Here is a 17,350-nt window from a genome sequence, read left to right on the forward strand (position 1 = left end):
TTAAAATTCAATCTGTCCCTGAAGCTTGTTATTTATAACATAAAATACAGCATTTTCTTCCGGTTTGATATATACATTTACCTCTGTGATATCCTCATCAGCTATTCCGTGATTTTCTATCACATCACGTCTGATAAGACTAAGTAAGTTGTCCACCGAGCGTTCTCTCTCATTATACTGTACTGTGATATGCTTCTTTGCTGTCGCAAATCCGCCTAATTTTTCTTCTGCACGCATGGCGCTGCATTTTCTAGCCATTTAAGTCCCCTCCTTGTAAAAAACATATCTGAATATTTGTAAATCAGTCACATATATAACTTATATAGTAACTTTATTATACAACTATCTATAACTGTTTTATATTTTATCATAATGCCTATGATGTTATCAATATCTCAAGCCATAACCCGTACCGCAATTTTTCCTATAAAACGCTATTACTTTCTGATATTTATATATTATAGTATGCCATAAACAAATTTAATTCTCAATAATACAGTATACGAGGGTAATTAACCAAAAGCTAATTACCCTCATTTTCATCATAAGTTTCCAAAAAACTATGCTTTATTCCGTCTTTTTTGTAAGCGACTATCGTCTTAAGATTTACATTTTCAACACTTTTAAATATATTACTCTCAATAAACGGATTTGTTTTCTTTAATTCTGCTATAAGATTTTTTATCTCCATTCTCTTTGATACACTGCTGCCATCTGTTCTGCATGTCGTACATGTATCCGTAAAACGGCAGGCACATTGTATAAAGTGAAGATTGTTGTAATCTCTCCAGTGTTTTATATCATCTTCTCTTATAAGATACATCGGTCTTATAAGCTCCATTCCCTCAAAATTCTGGCTGTGGAGTTTAGGCATCATTGTCTGTACCTGACCTCCGTAAAGCATTCCCATAAGAATAGTTTCTATCACATCATCATAATGATGGCCAAGGGCTATTTTATTGCAGCCAAGTTCCTTTGCTTTATTGTAAAGGTATCCTCGTCTCATTCTTGCACACAGATAACAAGGTGATTTCTCTATTTCATATACGGCATCAAAGATTGTCGAGTCAAATACCGTTATGGGTATATCCATAAGCTTTGCGTTATTCTCTATTACTTTTCTGTTTGCTTCGCTGTATCCGGGGTCCATCACAAGAAATACGAGTTCAAATTCAAATTTATTGTGTCGTTTAAGCTCCTGAAAAAGCTTTGCCATAAGCATTGAATCTTTTCCGCCGGATATACAGACAGCTATCTTGTCATGTTCTTTTACAAGTTCATAAGTATTTATTGCTTTGGCAAATTTTGAGAAGAGCTGCTTATGAAATTTCTTTCTGATACTTTTTTCTATATCGTCTTTTCTGCTGCCGTTTTCTTCTTTTTCTTCCTCAATTTTAATATTTTCAAGTATCCAGCCTGTATAACCGCCCTCAAGACTATATGCTTCTATCTGCTTCTGCTCTCTCAGCCTTCCGGCACACTCAGCACTAAATACTCCTCTTGTACAATATATTACAACTTTTCTTCCGGATGATACTTCATCTATTTTTTCATCTATCTTATCCTCCGGTATATGAACAGCCCCCGGTATTATTCCATACCCTACTGAGGATTCATCACGTATATCCAAAAGTACATATGAGTCCTTGTCCCATCCTTTTATCTCACTGTATTTTACATTTATATCATTCATTAGCACATTTCCTCATTTCTGTTTTATGTTTAATCAACAATAATTACATATTTTGACTTTTATTTCAACTTATTTCCTATAATTTTCCTCTGAAAATTCTCTCTTTATCATAATTACAGCCACAACTGCCGCAAGTCCGTCAGCTATCGGTCCCGCATACATTATACCATCTATTCCCATAATAAGCGGTAATATTACAATCAGTGGAAGTAAAAATATTATCTGTCTTGTAAGCGACAAAAACATACCGCCCTTTGGTTTTCCGATTGCAGTGAGAAATGTTGATGTAATAGGCTGTAAACAGTTTACACATGTACAGAATAAAAATATTCTGAAATAATTTATTGCAAATCTGTAATATGTCTCGTCACCTTTTCCAAATATTGATATTATCTGTCTTGGGAAAATCTGGAACATTGCAAATGCAATTATACACATTGTAAAACCGCATAAAATAGATTTTTTGTATGCACTTTTTACCCTGTCAAATTTTCCTGCCCCGTAGTTGTAACTTGCAATCGGCTGAAGTCCCTGTGACAATCCTATAACAAATGAAAAAAACATCTGATTTACCTTTGTTATTATGCCGACACATGCCACCGGTATATCCTCTCCGTACACCGACAAAGAACCATAATGTTTTAATGACTTGTTTAAAATTATCTGTACCACCATCATTGCCACCTGATTACTGCACGGCGAACCTCCTAATGCGGCTACTCTTCCTATATATTTTGAACGTATAACAAGATGTTTTTTCTGCAGTTTTACCGTCTTGTAATGAAACATATAAACAATCACAACTACCGCAGATACGAACTGTCCTATTATTGTGGCTAGTGCTGCTCCTGCCATTCCCATATTCATTCCAAATACAAATATTGCATCTAATACGGTATTTATAACTGCTCCTATCAGATTACACATCATAGACATATTTGGACTTCCGTCAGCCCTTATAAGATGACCTCCGCCTGCCGTAAGTATAACCATCGGAAATCCTATCGCCGTTATTCTTGTATACGTCATCGCATACGGAAGCACGCTTTTTGATGAACCGAAAAACAAAAGCATTGGCTTTAAAAATATCTCACTGATAATGCACAGAACAAGACCGCACAAAAACAACATTGCGGCGGCATTTCCAATATAATATGCGGCAGTTTTTTTGTCTCCCGCTCCCATCGAAAGATTGAAAGCCGACGCACCGCCTATTCCAAACAGCAGTGCTATCGCAATACATGTTATCGATAACGGAAATGATATACTTGTTGCAGCATTTCCAAGTGAACCTACAGACTGTCCGATAAAAAACTGGTCTACAATATTATACAATGCCGTCACAAGCATAGCAATTATGCTTGGCACTGAAAATTTTACCAAAAGTTTATTTATAGGAAGTACCTCCAATGGATTTTTGTTTTCTGTATTACTCATTTTATCCCTCATTTCCGTACGTATTCTAGGTAAATAGTGTAGTTAACACTATCCATCTGTTTCTTGTATAGTTAAAATATGCGTAAATCCACCAACTCGGATTTACGCATACTGCTACTCAGTTATTTATTACTTATATATTTGTATAGTTATTACTTATATTTACTTTTATTTGTATATTTATAGCCGCTTATAAAAACTTTAGTTAATAACAATATTTCCTATGCTGTCGTTTTTACTCCAAATATTGTCCTCAATACTCCGGATAACATTCCCTGTTCAACTGACACCATAACAAATGCTGCCGCTACGGCAATCAATCCCAGCCATGATGCCTTTATTCCAAATACCTGATTTGCAAAAAATTCACATGCAACACCAAGATGATAAGTTATAAGTACACTTCCGTAAAATTTTGCCTTATGACTAAACTTTTTGTCATGACTGCAGATATATTCAACTTCTGCCATAGTGAACTGTTTCAGGTTGTTCGTTGAAAATATCGTTGAGCAGTTGTATCCGTAAACACCTGAAAATGATGTCCACTGAACTGCTGCCGCAAAAAATACCGGATAAAGCGACACGATAATATTCATGTCTTTAGGGAAAAATCCAAGCATTATAAACGCAAATGCATCTACTATAACTGCCAGATAATGAACACTTATTTTTGTACACTTAGGCCATATTACCACAAGCGCTACTCCTGCCATATAAAGTACGACCCCGCCAAGCCTGATAAACAAATCGAAAAAATTTGTTCCAACTATACTCATAGCTACATGTATAAGATTTGATGTTTGTGCATTTCCAAATACATCCGCCCTGTTTAAAAGTGCGTACGCTCCGATATAACCTCCTATAAATGCCATCATACAATGCAGCTTTTTGCGAAACTCATCTGATACCTCATTATCACTGTTCATTTCTCTGCCTCGATTCTTCATAAAATTAAGCGCATATATTATAGCAGAGCATTTTTTTATTGTCAAACAATCCTATTTTTTTATTTTCTTCTTTTCTCTCAATTCTTTAAAAAAATTCTTCATCATAAGCCGGCATTCCTCTTGCAAAACTCCGTCAACTGACTCCACCTGATGATTAAACTCCTTTATCTGAAACATATTTAAAATACTTCCGGCGCAGCCTGCTTTTGGATTCATTGCTCCTATAACTACCTTTGGTATTCTCGCCTGAACTATAGCCCCCGCACACATAGGGCATGGTTCCAGTGTAACATACATGGTACACTCTTCAAGTCGCCAGTCACCAAGCACTTTGCTTGCTTTTTTTATGGCTGATATTTCAGCATGACCAAGAGTGCTGTGAAGTTTATTTCGCTTGTTATAACCTCTCGCAATTATTTTTTCATCATGCACAATAACACAGCCTATCGGTACTTCATCAATTAAAGCTGCCTTTTTTGCCTGCTTTAAAGCCTCCTTCATATATCTTTCATCATTGTTCATTTATTCTTTCCACCTATTTACCTACTTACTTCTCTTATAGAAAAACGCATATTGCTGATAGATTCCAGCATACCTGTCACTCATCCATTTTGGCTGTATTCCACCATATTCCTCGTCTATTATTTTTTTCATCCATACATCTATAGGGCATGCATCAAGATGGTGAAGTCCAAAAAGACTTATGCAATTTGCGACTTTTCTGCCTATTCCTTTATGTTCCATAAGCATTTTCATGCTTTGCTCATAATCACACTTTCTGAGATTATCAAAAAAGACTTTATTTTCATGCTCATATTCACACATAAGCCATATATACTCATCACGGTATCCAAGTCCGAGTTCACTAAGACTCTGTCTGCCTCCGTTTTTTTCAATATCAGTAAGATGCGGAAATCCATATATTTCATTTTCAGTCTTTTCTAAATTATCTTGTTCGTCCTTGCAGATGACAGCCTTATATCTGTCGCATACTGCCTCTATTCCCTTTTTTATTCGTGGAATATTATTATTTTGGGATATGATATATGAGATTATCATCTCCCACAATTCCTGATTCAAAATTCGGATACCGCTTCCGTACTCTGCCGCTTCTTTGAGAAATGTATCGTTTTTATCTATTGCCGCTATTATTTTTCCATAGTCTAATTCTAAATCGAAATAATGTTTCCATATTATCTGATACTCTGCCTCCGTACAGGAAAATTCAAATTTTTCTCCTGACTGTGCCACCGTGACAATATGGTCATATGCCGGGATGAGATATTTACCCTCGTCGATTTTTCTCCATCGGAAACACTGACCTGAGTCCGCAATCTGTTCCAAATCAAAATTTTTAATATTTTGTATCATAAGTAGTTTCCAATCTTATATCACTGTTGTAATCATCTGATATACCATTATTTGATATATATCCAAAATTGTTTTGTCCGTCTTTTATTTTAAATCTTGTCAATATATTTTCAAGTCCATGTGCCTGACCCGACAATTCTTCACTTGCCGAAGCACATTCCTCACTTGTTGCCGAGTTTGTCTGTACAACCTGTGCCACCTGTGCAAGTGCGTCATCAATCTGTGAAGTTGCCGTTGCCTGCTCTGATGAAGCACTTGAAATATTTGCACTAAGTCCCATTATATTATCTATCATATCAGATATAACTTCCAGTGCTCTTTCCGTATCTCCAACAAGAGCAGAACCATGTTTCACTTTTTCTATGGAATCCTCTATCATTTCTGCTGTCTGACGGGATGCTTCTGCAGAACGTCCTGCAAGATTTCTTACTTCCTCAGCAACTACTGCAAAGCCTTTTCCCTGCTCTCCTGCCCTTGCTGCCTCCACTGTCGCATTTAAAGCGAGGATATTTGTATTGAATGCTATATCGTCTATAACCTTGATAATTTTCTGTATATTTTCTGATGCTTCATTTATTTCATGCATTGCAACAATCATTTCTTTCATACATCTGTTGCCTTCATCAGCATCACTTTTTGCACGAATAACAATGTCATTTACCTCTGATGCCTTCCTTGCATTATCTTTTGTCTTATTTGCAATATCGGTAACAGATGCCGTTATCTGCTGTATGGCACTTGCCTGCTCAGATGAACCCTGTGCAAGCGTCTGGCTTGCTGATGCTATCTGAGAAGAACCATTGTCTATCTGCTCTGCAGCATTTCTGATTTTTGAAAATGCCGTGTTATTGTCCTCTATGAGTCTTACTATCGCATTTCCTACTACATCATTTTGAGAACTTGGCTGATATGAAACGGTAAAATCTCCGTCAGCAATCTTTCCCAATACCTCTGCCTGCTTTTTAAGATTAGCAATCATTGCTTGAAAACCATCAACTAAAGCACCGACTTCATTATCTATTTTAGATGGTGTAATATCCACATCAACCTCGCCTGCCGAAACTTTCTTTGCAGCTTTTGCAAGCTCAACAAGCGGATTTCTTATTGTCGTCGTTATAAACCATAACGCTACGCAGGCATTTAACAAAGCTAAAAGCATCACAACTGCAACAAAATAATCACCGATTTTATTCTGTTCAGTAACATAATTCTGCTTTTTCTGTGCATATTTGTCAATCTCATTTATAAGTTTTTTGATATTTTCTTCTGCTGTGTTGGCACTTTTCACTCCATTGTCATGCAGATAATTTCTTGCATCCTGAATTTTTCCTGCATCAAAATATTCAATACATTTGTCTGTATCATCAAAATAAGCGTCTATATTTTTCTTTACCTTTTCGTACAATGCCTTTGTTCCGGAGTCTTTAAGGTCACTCTTTACCTCTGTCATATATTCGTTTACAATATCTTTTGCTTTCTCTATACTCTTCTTAGACGCCTGTAAATTCGTGTCATCACCGACATAAATATACAGTATATTTCTAAGCTGGACTTTGACATTTTGAAACTCTGCAAATCCCATAGCAGCTTCTCCCTGCGTTTCTCCATAATTATTGTAAAGCTCAGTTTCCACTTCAACAGAATTGTTTCTCATGAGATAGCCACATGCTCCGACAATAAACACACTCAGGAACATAAGTCCCAGTGCCAAAAGAAGCTGCATTCCTACTGTCATTTTACTTTTTTTCTTCATATTCTATAATCCTCCAATTTGTTTGTATGTAATGTTTTCTTCCAAAAAAACGTACATAAATATAACCATAAATAAATCATAACATACTTGTCATTTGTAGTACATTTTTTGTTCATATATATAGCATTTATTTTCGCCTTTTGTTATCATATGATGCAAGGGGCAAAGGATTTTTTATTTCTCCATATTTTTTAGAAAGGATTGCTCTGCACTTTTGTCATTTGCATTTTGCAGCAAAAACTAAAATGAATATATTGATATACCGTTGGAATTCTTACAACCAGTCAGATATAGAAAAAACTTTAAAAAACTCAGGATGTACCTGCAGTTGCTTTACCGAAACCATATCAAACTATGAAAATGATGATTTATTTTGCGAAAAACTGGCAGCCGAATTAAAAAATAATGATTACGATTTTTGCTTTTCAATAAATTATTTTCCGCTTATCGCAAATGTGTGTCATGCTGCAGATACCTTATATGTCTGCTGGAACTGTGACGCACCTTTACTTGCAATGTATCATAATTCTGTCTTTTTTGATACAAACATAATTTTTGAATTTGATTATTCAAATTTTTCTGAATTTAAAAATATGGGCATAAAAAATATCTTTTATCTTCCTCTTGCCGCAAATGTACAAAGATATAAAGACATACTTCCTTCTGAAACATCATTAAAATATGACATTTCTTTTGTCGGAAGTCTCTATGAAAAAAATTCTTATGATAATATACGAAACAGACTTCCCGATTATCTTTACGGTTATCTAGACGGTGCGATATATGCACAGACACAGATTTCAGGCGGAAATATATTAGAAAAACTCCTCACTCCCGAAATATGCAGTATGCTCGAGGAAATAACCGAATATAATAAAAGTGACGACTCTTTCGTCACAACCAATAAATTGTTTTCAACAACAGTACTCGGCTTTAAAGCCGCCTCTGTAACACGCAAAAACTATCTTAATTTACTTTCAAGCCATTTTATCCACCGGGTACACCTTTTTACAAACAGTGATACCTCCGATATTCCGCTTGTAAATTCTCATGGCAGCGTTGATTATGTAAACAAAATGCCTTTTATCTTCAATGAGAGCAAAATCAACCTCAATATGACTATACCTAATATTTCATCCGGTATTTCCTTGCGTGTATGGGATATTTTAAGCTGCCGTGGTTTTCTTATGACTGATTTTAGACAGGAACTTTTAAATTTTTTCAAACCGGACAAAGACATTGTTATATATGAATCGGCAGATGAACTTATTGATAAATCAGCATTTTATCTAAAAAATGATGAACTCCGCACAAAAATCATTAAGAATGCCTATGCTAAAATCAGCAGCTGTCACACAATCGACATCCGCATAAAAAAAATACTTGATACCGTCAAAAATTTTATTTAAAATGGAAAGTAGAAAAATAGTGTAAACTGAGTTTTCACACGGAAATGGGGTGTATTATGACAAACATAAAACAAATTGCAGATGATAATATAAAGTATGAGGAGAGGTTTAGTCTTGCCGTCAACCGAATCCGTACAATTCACACCGAATTGTGGGATCAGACAATTACTCTTTCTGACAAACATTTAAACAGTTATTTTATAAAAACTTCTTATTTTGCATTACAGTTAAGTGAGATATACAATTTATCAAAAAGCGGAATTTTAAGGACTTTAACCGAAACCGAACTTTTCCATTTAAACAAATGTCTCTATGAAGATATTGAAAAAGGCCGCTACGAAACAAGCTATACAAATCCTGCATATGCCGTCAAAAGATTCGGTCAGGAAACAGGTGTTTATCTCAGTGCTTTATATGCTGAACTTCGCAGCAATATCCCAAGTGCCATTGAAGAACGCCTTTTTAATCTAACCACTATCTTTGAACTTTTTATTGAAATATACAATCTTTTTGAAGAACCTGATTTCAAACCTGAACAGATTAAATCAGCACTTTATTATTATTTCTTTGATTACAGTGACATTACAATAAAAGCCGGTCTCAATGATATGCTCAATCCTGAAATGTCTTTTATTAAAGATATTATAATGAATGAAAATCTTGAAGATTTGAGATACTTATATTTTTTCGGAGAATATGTTACCGAAAATGAAATAAACATTGCAAAATATTTAAACAGTCTTTCTCAGGATAAAATAGATTCAATAGCCCGCACCTTTACTCAGGGTATCATAAAGGGATATAAGGTCTACAATATGGATATGTCATGCAAAAAAACTGTTAATATCAGATACCCCCTCGGCTTTGAGCGTATCATAAAATCCGCTGTTTCACAATTCAGGGATAGTGGACTTGAGCCTGTAATTTACCGTGCTTCAACTGCTATTACGGCACGAACTTCCATGTATAAAGTCGGATTTCATGGTGCGTCTGCAAATAAGCAATATGAATACGACCACCGCAATGACCTTGCCATTATTTTCGATAAGGGATTTGCCGACAGGCAGCTTTCAGAATACAAGCTTGCATACGAATCTATGAAAGATTCTGCCGGTGAATTTGCCGGTCCCGCACTCATAGAAAGCTTTGGTGAAAAACCTTTCACACCTGTCGAAAAAGACTGTCTGCCTAAATACAGTGACAAACATCAGAAACAGCTTATTGCATTCCGTTCTGAAAAGGGTATGCTCACAAACAATTATATTCCACAGGACAAAATAAGCTTTACTATTATTGCATTTCCTGTCCCTGACATTGGAAAAAACTTTGAAAAGATTTTTGAGGAGACCGTAAAAGTCAATACTCTTGATTCTGACAAATATGAAAAGATACAGACAAAAATAATTTCAGCACTTGATAAAGGTGATTATGTAACAGTTACCGGTCGCGGCAACAATCACACTGACATAAAAGTTAATCTTGTAAAAAAGACTGACCCTGAAAAACAGACAGTTTTTGAAAATTGTCTTGATGATGTAAATATTCCTCTCGGCGAAGTGTTTACATCACCGGAATTAAAAGGTACAGAAGGTATTCTTCATGTAACAGAAGTCTATCTTGATAATTTAAAATATAAAGAACTTGAACTTACTTTCAAAGATGGCTGTGTTACTGATTATACCTGCAAAAACTTTGATAACGAAGCCGACAATAAAAAATATATTCATGAAAATGTACTTTACAGGCATGATACTCTACCTATCGGCGAATTTGCAATCGGAACAAACACTACCGCCTACATGATGGGATTAAAATATAATATTTCAGGTCTGCTGCCTATTCTTATTGCAGAAAAGACCGGACCTCACTTTGCCGTCGGTGATACCTGCTTTTCACATGAGGAAGAACTTGTAACCTGCAATCCTGACGGCAGACAGATGGTAGCAAAGGAAAATGATTTTTCCAAACTCAGAAATAGTGAACCTGAAAAAGCATATTTTAACTGCCACACCGATATTACAATTCCTTATTCGGAACTCGGTGATATTATTGTTCATACGTGCTCAGGTGAGACAATAGATATTATCAAAAACGGCCGCTTTGTACTTGAAGGTACTGAAGCACTGAATGAAGTTTTTGATGATTAAGATTAGATTTGTTTTTGCTTTTCAATATACGACAAGAAAAGGCAGCTGCAGATTTTAGTTCTTTCCGCAGCTGCCTATATAATTTTATAACTCTAATAAATTACTTCTGCTTATAATTTATTTTACCTTAACATTCTTCACTGCACTGTATGCACCTGTGTTCTTTCCTGATACAGCCTGAACTCTTACATAATACTTTTTGTTTGATTTAAGTTTCTTTATTGTAAGACTTGTTTTCTTTGTTGTTTTTGTTGTAACATTTTTCTTGAATTTTTTGTCTGTTGAAACCTGTACCTTGTAAGATTTTGCAAGTTTTACTTTTGCAAATTTAACTGTGAGCTGTTTTTTTCCTGCTGTAAGCTTTGTTATTTTTGCTTTTGCGAGTTTTACAGGAGTAACTTTCTCTGTTGGAAGTGTATATGTTGCATCATCTGATGCTGTGTATTCTGCTGTTTCTACCGGAAGCATAAGCTCAGTCTTTTCTGATGCTCTTATCGCAGCATTGAAACCTCTGAGAAGCTGTTCCGGCTGGAATGCCATAAGTTTTTCATCTACTGTATTGTTGTCTGTATCCACAAATGCCAATGCATCATCATAAAGTGTTACACCGTTCTTTATAAAGTCTGTGCCATTTTCTTCTGTTGCTGCATCTATTCCAAATAATCCTGCTGTTATCATTACCTGTGCTGTTGTCCATACATTGCTTGCTGAGTATGAATCACCGTATGTTCCATCTGCTCCCTGCTTATTGTACATAAAGTTAAGAACTTTATCACAAGCTTTCTTTACGGCTGATTTATCTACTCCGTCTACATCTTTTGTCTGGTATACACAGAGCGGCTGTATCTGCATTACTGCACTGTCAATGCTGTTCCAGTCAATTGATGTTGCAATCTGATTATCTGTATCTGCAGCTGTCTTATTTACAAGTTCTGCTCTTGTAAGATAATTATCACCTGTTGGTAATTCATAATTTTTTGAGTCGATTGCCATAAGTATTGTTGTCTCTCTGCTGTAAATGCTTGATGCTTCGTAGACACTCTTGTCCGCAAGTTTTTCTATAAGATTAAATCCGTTTACGTTTGATGCATCTTTTCCGAGAGCTGTCACACAAAGTGCAATCTTTGCATATGTCTGACTTGCTGCACCATCCTTTAAAATACTTTCCTGTGATACATATTTTTTGTTTGTATCATCATAAAATTTACCTGTTGATGTCTTGATTGCTCCAAGCTGTGCTTTTACTTTTGCATAAACAGAATCGTAAAATTTATCTGCCTTAAATCCTGCTCTTGCAAGTGAAAATACAGTATAAAGTCCTGATGAATCTTCTACACCCGGTACATACTCTCCGCCTTTAAATGTTGTGTCATATATTTTCTGTGCAAGTACATCCTGTGCCTTTTTAGCTTTTTCTGAATATGCAGAAAATCCCTCAGGATTTTTTGATGTATCGTCGTTAAAACATGCTGCACTTGTGTTGTAATTGTCATAGCTGTAGATAAGACTTATCTTGTCATTATCATTTACTTTCTGGCTGCTGATTCCAAGATTTGCATACTGACCATTTACACAAAAGCTCCAGTAATACCAGTCATTTCCAACATTATACATATTTAAGTCAGAAATTGAATCCAGACTGTCTCCCCAGGCAGATGTAGAAATTTTATAGTTGTCCTTATATGCAGACTTGTCAAGAGCTGCTTTGATAGCATCCTCTGCTACTGCACCTTCGTCAAGCTGCACTGCTGTCTTTCCCATTTCAACTGCTGAGCCTGACGCATTTTTTCCTTCTGCTGCCACATATACAACAATTTTTTCCTTTTCTTCTGCATTTGCTTTTACAGTTGTCATTCCAAATGCTGTTGTAAATGCCATTACTGCCGATAATGCAATACTTATCGCTTTTTTGTTCCTCATCTTTTTTACCTCCGTTTAAAAATGTTTTTAGTTACGGTATATCCCGTACTTTATCTGAACCCTTTCTATTTTTTTTAGGAATGGTTCTCCAAGTAAAAATACACATAACGCTGCTCCTGCGGCATGCATTATATCATACGGCACTCCTGTTATATAAAGTGCCTTCAATGCGGCAAGGCTTATTTTTTCACCTTCCATATATGAACTCTGCATTATTAGTGCTGCAAAATTCATTATTCCGCCATATATTATAAATATTACCAAAAATGTAAATACTGCCATCACTATACTGTCAGTCTGAAGCCTTTTTCTCTGTAAAAGCCCCCCTGCCACAAGTCCTGCCAGACCAAATATATAAAGCATTATTCCCTTTGTGTCTGCCATATCCCTGCCTGTTAAAACCACAAATAGATAACCTGCCGTTTCAAACAAAATTACACTTGCAAAAAGCAGCACAAACGGACTGTTTTTCCTCAACCTGTAAACAACGCCGATACACTTTTTTTCAACTTTATCCGTTTCTTTTTTAGATGGCATTTCATATCTCACAAACACAACCCCGCTTATAAAACCTATAATTCCCCACGATGCCATCTGCCAAGGCGTCCAAGGTCCCTGACCGTCAAAAAAATTACAAATAAATCTACCCAAAGCTCCTGTCAGAAAGCCTGCTTCCGGACCGAGTGCAATGCCTGATAATACTACAACAGCACTCCCACCGTGAAGCGGTATTGTGTGGGCACATAAAAGATTAAACGCCACACAAAATGATATCATCATGGCAAGCAGCACTATCTCTCTGGCTCTTACCGCCTTATACTCAAAACTGATAAAAAACGGAAGCATTACCGCTGCAAGCAGAAACAGGCTTATAAACAGATAATGTCTTTGTTTTAATACATAACTTGATATATACAATAACTCCGGTATCAAAATAATAATCACAAGCCATACGGATATTTTTCTTTTCAATATATTTCTTTTTACTTCTTCTTCATCATAATTTCTTCGACTTACATATTTATCCCTCAAACATTTCCACCGCCTGTCTGTAATTTACCGGTAAATCCCTTTTAATTCCTGCTGTCATTTCATACAAGTCTGAAAACATTCTGCAGATATCTGTTGTATAAAAATAATTATTTGAAAAAAAGTCATCAACAGACTGCATTCCTGCCATCTCTCCGTCAAATAAAAGTCCACATACATCTGCATTTTCTGAGCAGAAATCAATATCATGCGATACAAGCACAACCGCTATGCCGTTTATTGTCATTCTTTTTAATATGCCTGCCAGTTTTTTCTTAAACTCACCGTCAAGACCTTTTGTAGGCTCATCAAGCAGCAATACATCCGGTTTTAAAAGTAATACCTTTGCAATTGCAAGCCGCTGTTGCTGCCCCACGCTTATATCAAAAGGATGTCTCAAAGACAAATCTGATAATTCCATTTTTCCAAGCATTTCATTTATCTTTGTATCAACAAAACACTCATACTTTTGTGTATTTTTCCTACCATTATCCTGATATTTTGTATATTCATTCTTAAAGAAATCCTTATGACTTGTAAAAACTTCTCTAAGTTCATCATAAACATTTATCTCAGTAAATACCGTCTGCGGATTCTGTGTAAGGTATACTGCTCTCAAATCTTTTTTTCTCTTTATTTTTCCGCTCTTTGCCTTGTAAATTCCTGCAAGGATTTTTAAAGCGGTTGTTTTTCCCGAACCGTTTCCTCCCATAACTGCATATATTTTTCCTCCCGATATATCTATGGAGAAATCTTTTAATATTTTATTTTTATTATATGAGAAACTCAGATGTCCGGCTGACAGTAATATATCTTTTTTTTGTTTTTCAGAAGTTTTTTTGGGTACACCTGTCAATACAACTTTTTCAAATGCCGGATTTTTGTCTTCTGTTTCAACATCAAATCTGCTTTTTATACTGTCTATCCACATTTTTGCATCTCTTATCGTCAGCGGCAGACTTCCTTCACTTCCGTATTTCAGCCAAAGTTTCATATATCCCGGAAGTGCATCATAAACTTTACTTGCACTTTCTTTCATCTGACCGGCTATCTTGTGCACTTTATCAAATCCGATAAGCTTTGTATCTTTCATAAGCATAACCCTGTCAGCCCTTGCAATAACTTCATGTACCCTCTGCTCACAAATAAGAATTGTAACTCCAAAGTCCCTGTTTAGTTTCACTATATTCTGCAAAAATCTGTCAGAAGAAACCGGGTCTAACTGTGATGTCGGCTCATCAAGTATAAGCAATTTTGGATGCATTACCATGACAGAAGCAAGATTTAATATCTGTTTTTGACCACCCGACAATTCATCCGTCTTTTTTTCATACCAGCCGCTTATACCAAAATACTCTGACATCTCTGCAATTCTTCTGCGCATTTCTTCTCTTCCGTATCCAAGACTTTCAAGTCCAAAAGCAAGCTCATGCCATACCCTGTCTGTTACAATCTGACCATCAGGGCTCTGCCCCACATATCCTATGCATGAAGCACTCTCCCTTTCGTCAAGCATCTCAATGTCTTTACCTTCAAAATACATTTTTCCGCAGCCATGACCTGTAGGGATCTGATTTTTCTTTGTATGCCTTAATAAAGTAGTTTTGCCACAGCCTGACTCACCACAGAGCAAAACAAACTCACCCTTCTTTATTTCAAATGATATATCGGTTATTGCATTTTCTGACTGTCCCGGATACCTGAATGAAACTTTATCAAACTTAAGCATTTTATCTCTTTCCTTATTTTAAAAACCTGTGTTAACTGTTAAATTATCACAAAAGACATATATATAATTTCAGATATTAAAGCTGCATATGAGACAGCATCCGTTCTTTTTATATATATTTCCGGAAAATAATATGTCTCAAATTTTCCGATGCCAAATGTGTAAACAATAAAAAATGACAATACCATAAATAATATCAAAAAAATTACATCTGCTTTTTTCAACCTGAATCTATGATAACTGCTCCTTCTGCCTGTTCCATATCCCCTTGACTCCATTGATACCGCAGTATCAATGGAATTTTCAAGACACCATGAAATAAGTATTGAAAGTTCCTTTGTATACTGCTTTGCTTTTGCCATAAAACCGGTGCCCTGTGCGCAGAGCATACCAAGCTGTGCCTCATGTATTTCATGCCATCTTCTTATCATCATTGGTATAAAACGTAACACCATAGATATTATAAGCGAAAGCTTATGCGATATTCTGTCTGTTACATATAGTATCTTTTCTGAATCTGTCATGCATCCCGCTGTCACAAAATAAAGTGATACCCCCATGAGCATCATTGTCATAATCAGACCATATACAATATTTTCGAGTGTCACCGCCATGTCATTTATATAAAACAGAGCTGTTACTCCATTATGATTAAACAGCGGCAGTAATATTACAGAAAATAAAAATATAGGTATAAAAAATAATGTCATCGTTTTTAATGTTTTAAACCCTTTATGTCTCAAAACAGATATTATTGAAATAACAAATGACACTGTTATGACTATAGGATTTAGAGAAAACATTATTATGATAAGCAGCATTACAAAATAAAACATACTTACTGCCGGATGCAGTTCTCTCAATAATTCCTTCTTCATTTAAATACTGCCTCCGTCAGCTTCCTGCCCTTCCACTGCATGTGTACATCCATTCTATCTGTTCGCCCCCATTTATCTTGTATGCTGATGCCCCGACATTCGGCGTTTTCCCATCAACAAGATAAAGCCAGCCGCTCATATCTCCTGCCATCTTTTCATAAAGATAACCTATTCCCTTTACATATGATGAATTATATATGGCAGAATATGTTGCATCATATGCAATATTCTTCTCCTTACATGCAGCCACAAGCACATCATAAACTGATGCTCCTTTTTTTACTTTTATCTCTATATTATCAAGCAGCCTGCCATCTTTTGGCACATACTTTCTCACATTTTTTTCAAGTTTATCCATGTTTGAAAGAAGTATAGAACAGTCAATCGTTATATTACATTTTACATATTCTTTGTTTTCTTCCGGTTCTTTTGTTGCCGGCTGCTCTTTTTTATACGGTGCAGTTGTCTTTTTAGGCTTATCTTTACTATTGTCCCGGCTGTTATCATTCTGTTTTTTTACTTTATTTTGTTTTTTTTCTGACGATTTCCCGTCATTTTTCCCTAAAGACTTTTTATCTGTTTTCCCGCTGTTTTTATCAGATTTTTTCTTTTCTTCTTGTTTTTCTGATTTATTCTTTTTTTTATTTTTTTTGCTGTTTTTTAAATCAGTATTATTATTTTTATCGCTCTTTTCACCGTTTTTATCGGTGACGTCATTTTCTTCCTTTTTATTATCTGAAACTTCATTAGACTCCGTACTGTTTTCGGCTGTTTTTTCACTTTCTCCAGCAGTTGCCTCTGCACCTTTCATTTCAACCTTGTTGACATTTTCATTTCTGCTTACCGACTCTATATTAAGTTTTGAAATGCCGACTGCAATAAGTATTATCAAAATAAACGGCACTAAATATTTTCTATAATTCTTCAATCTGGCTCCTCCAAATAAAATCATAACCACCGGCTTAGCCGGTGGTTTGCTCTGCCCCTATAAGGGGCTTTTTCCTGCTTGAGCCTCAAGGCTCATCGAAATTGTTCGC

Annotated in this window: 14 protein-coding genes; 2 read left to right on the forward strand and 12 right to left on the reverse strand. The window is 35.7% G+C overall.

Translation table 11 applies throughout. The annotated features are described in order from the left end of the window. The 7 genes from ACZLXV_RS08505 to ACZLXV_RS08535 all read right to left on the reverse strand — a co-directional run bounded on the left by ACZLXV_RS08505 (window position 1) and on the right by ACZLXV_RS08535 (window position 7,201). Window positions 1-258, reverse strand: coding sequence for a DUF6465 family protein (locus ACZLXV_RS08505; protein ID WP_022225545.1), 258 nt, complete (start codon window positions 256-258; stop codon window positions 1-3). A 265-nt stretch (window positions 259-523) separates the two neighbouring features. Continuing rightward, complete coding sequence (locus ACZLXV_RS08510; RefSeq protein WP_367336266.1) at window positions 524-1,693, reverse strand: PP-loop family protein; 1,170 nt, start codon at window positions 1,691-1,693, stop codon at window positions 524-526. Window positions 1,694-1,762: 69 nt separating this feature from the next. Then, on the reverse strand, window positions 1,763-3,130 hold the full coding sequence (locus tag ACZLXV_RS08515) for an MATE family efflux transporter (protein WP_022225540.1): 1,368 nt from the start codon (window positions 3,128-3,130) through the stop codon (window positions 1,763-1,765). Window positions 3,131-3,351: 221 nt separating this feature from the next. Beyond that, window positions 3,352-4,056 (reverse strand): YoaK family protein, encoded by a 705-nt coding sequence (locus ACZLXV_RS08520; RefSeq protein WP_482383124.1) that lies wholly within the window; start codon window positions 4,054-4,056, stop codon window positions 3,352-3,354. 72 nt (window positions 4,057-4,128) lie between these two features. Further along, window positions 4,129-4,599, reverse strand: coding sequence for a tRNA adenosine(34) deaminase TadA (gene tadA, locus ACZLXV_RS08525; protein WP_482383125.1), 471 nt, complete (start codon window positions 4,597-4,599; stop codon window positions 4,129-4,131). Between the two features lie 21 nt (window positions 4,600-4,620). Then, a complete protein-coding gene (locus tag ACZLXV_RS08530) occupies window positions 4,621-5,448 on the reverse strand; it encodes a DNA-3-methyladenine glycosylase family protein (RefSeq protein ID WP_022225537.1) in 828 nt (275 codons plus the stop codon). Continuing rightward, window positions 5,432-7,201, reverse strand: coding sequence for a methyl-accepting chemotaxis protein (locus tag ACZLXV_RS08535; protein ID WP_022225536.1), 1,770 nt, complete (start codon window positions 7,199-7,201; stop codon window positions 5,432-5,434). Before ACZLXV_RS08535 ends, ACZLXV_RS08530 begins: the two co-directional genes overlap by 17 nt. A 245-nt stretch (window positions 7,202-7,446) precedes the next feature. On the opposite strand from ACZLXV_RS08535, the gene ACZLXV_RS08540 reads away from it, so the two are divergent. Both ACZLXV_RS08540 and ACZLXV_RS08545 read left to right on the forward strand, forming a co-directional pair. Beyond that, window positions 7,447-8,610, forward strand: a complete 1,164-nt coding sequence (locus tag ACZLXV_RS08540) for a CgeB family protein (RefSeq protein ID WP_022225535.1) — start codon at window positions 7,447-7,449, stop codon at window positions 8,608-8,610. Between the two features lie 56 nt (window positions 8,611-8,666). Further along, window positions 8,667-10,757: an aminopeptidase gene (locus tag ACZLXV_RS08545; RefSeq protein WP_482383126.1), complete on the forward strand. Its 2,091-nt coding sequence runs from the start codon at window positions 8,667-8,669 to the stop codon at window positions 10,755-10,757. A 117-nt stretch (window positions 10,758-10,874) separates the two neighbouring features. Here ACZLXV_RS08545 and ACZLXV_RS08550 read toward each other — a convergent pair whose 3' ends face one another. The 5 genes from ACZLXV_RS08550 to ACZLXV_RS08570 are packed head-to-tail and all read right to left on the reverse strand — an operon-like array spanning window position 10,875 to window position 17,241. Beyond that, a complete protein-coding gene (locus ACZLXV_RS08550) occupies window positions 10,875-12,677 on the reverse strand; it encodes a fibronectin type III domain-containing protein (protein WP_482383127.1) in 1,803 nt (600 codons plus the stop codon). Window positions 12,678-12,704: 27 nt separating this feature from the next. Next, complete coding sequence (locus tag ACZLXV_RS08555) at window positions 12,705-13,709, reverse strand: ECF transporter S component (protein ID WP_482383128.1); 1,005 nt, start codon at window positions 13,707-13,709, stop codon at window positions 12,705-12,707. Then, complete coding sequence (locus ACZLXV_RS08560) at window positions 13,699-15,435, reverse strand: ABC transporter ATP-binding protein (protein ID WP_482383129.1); 1,737 nt, start codon at window positions 15,433-15,435, stop codon at window positions 13,699-13,701. Before ACZLXV_RS08560 ends, ACZLXV_RS08555 begins: the two co-directional genes overlap by 11 nt. A 38-nt stretch (window positions 15,436-15,473) precedes the next feature. Further along, entirely contained in the window at window positions 15,474-16,313 is an 840-nt protein-coding gene (locus ACZLXV_RS08565) for an energy-coupling factor transporter transmembrane component T (RefSeq protein WP_482383130.1), read from the reverse strand. 16 nt (window positions 16,314-16,329) lie between these two features. Beyond that, window positions 16,330-17,241: a DUF4430 domain-containing protein gene (locus ACZLXV_RS08570; protein ID WP_482383131.1), complete on the reverse strand. Its 912-nt coding sequence runs from the start codon at window positions 17,239-17,241 to the stop codon at window positions 16,330-16,332. Window positions 17,242-17,350: the final 109 nt, after the last annotated feature.

The sequence above is a fragment of the Butyribacter sp. genome (assembly GCF_056818865.1).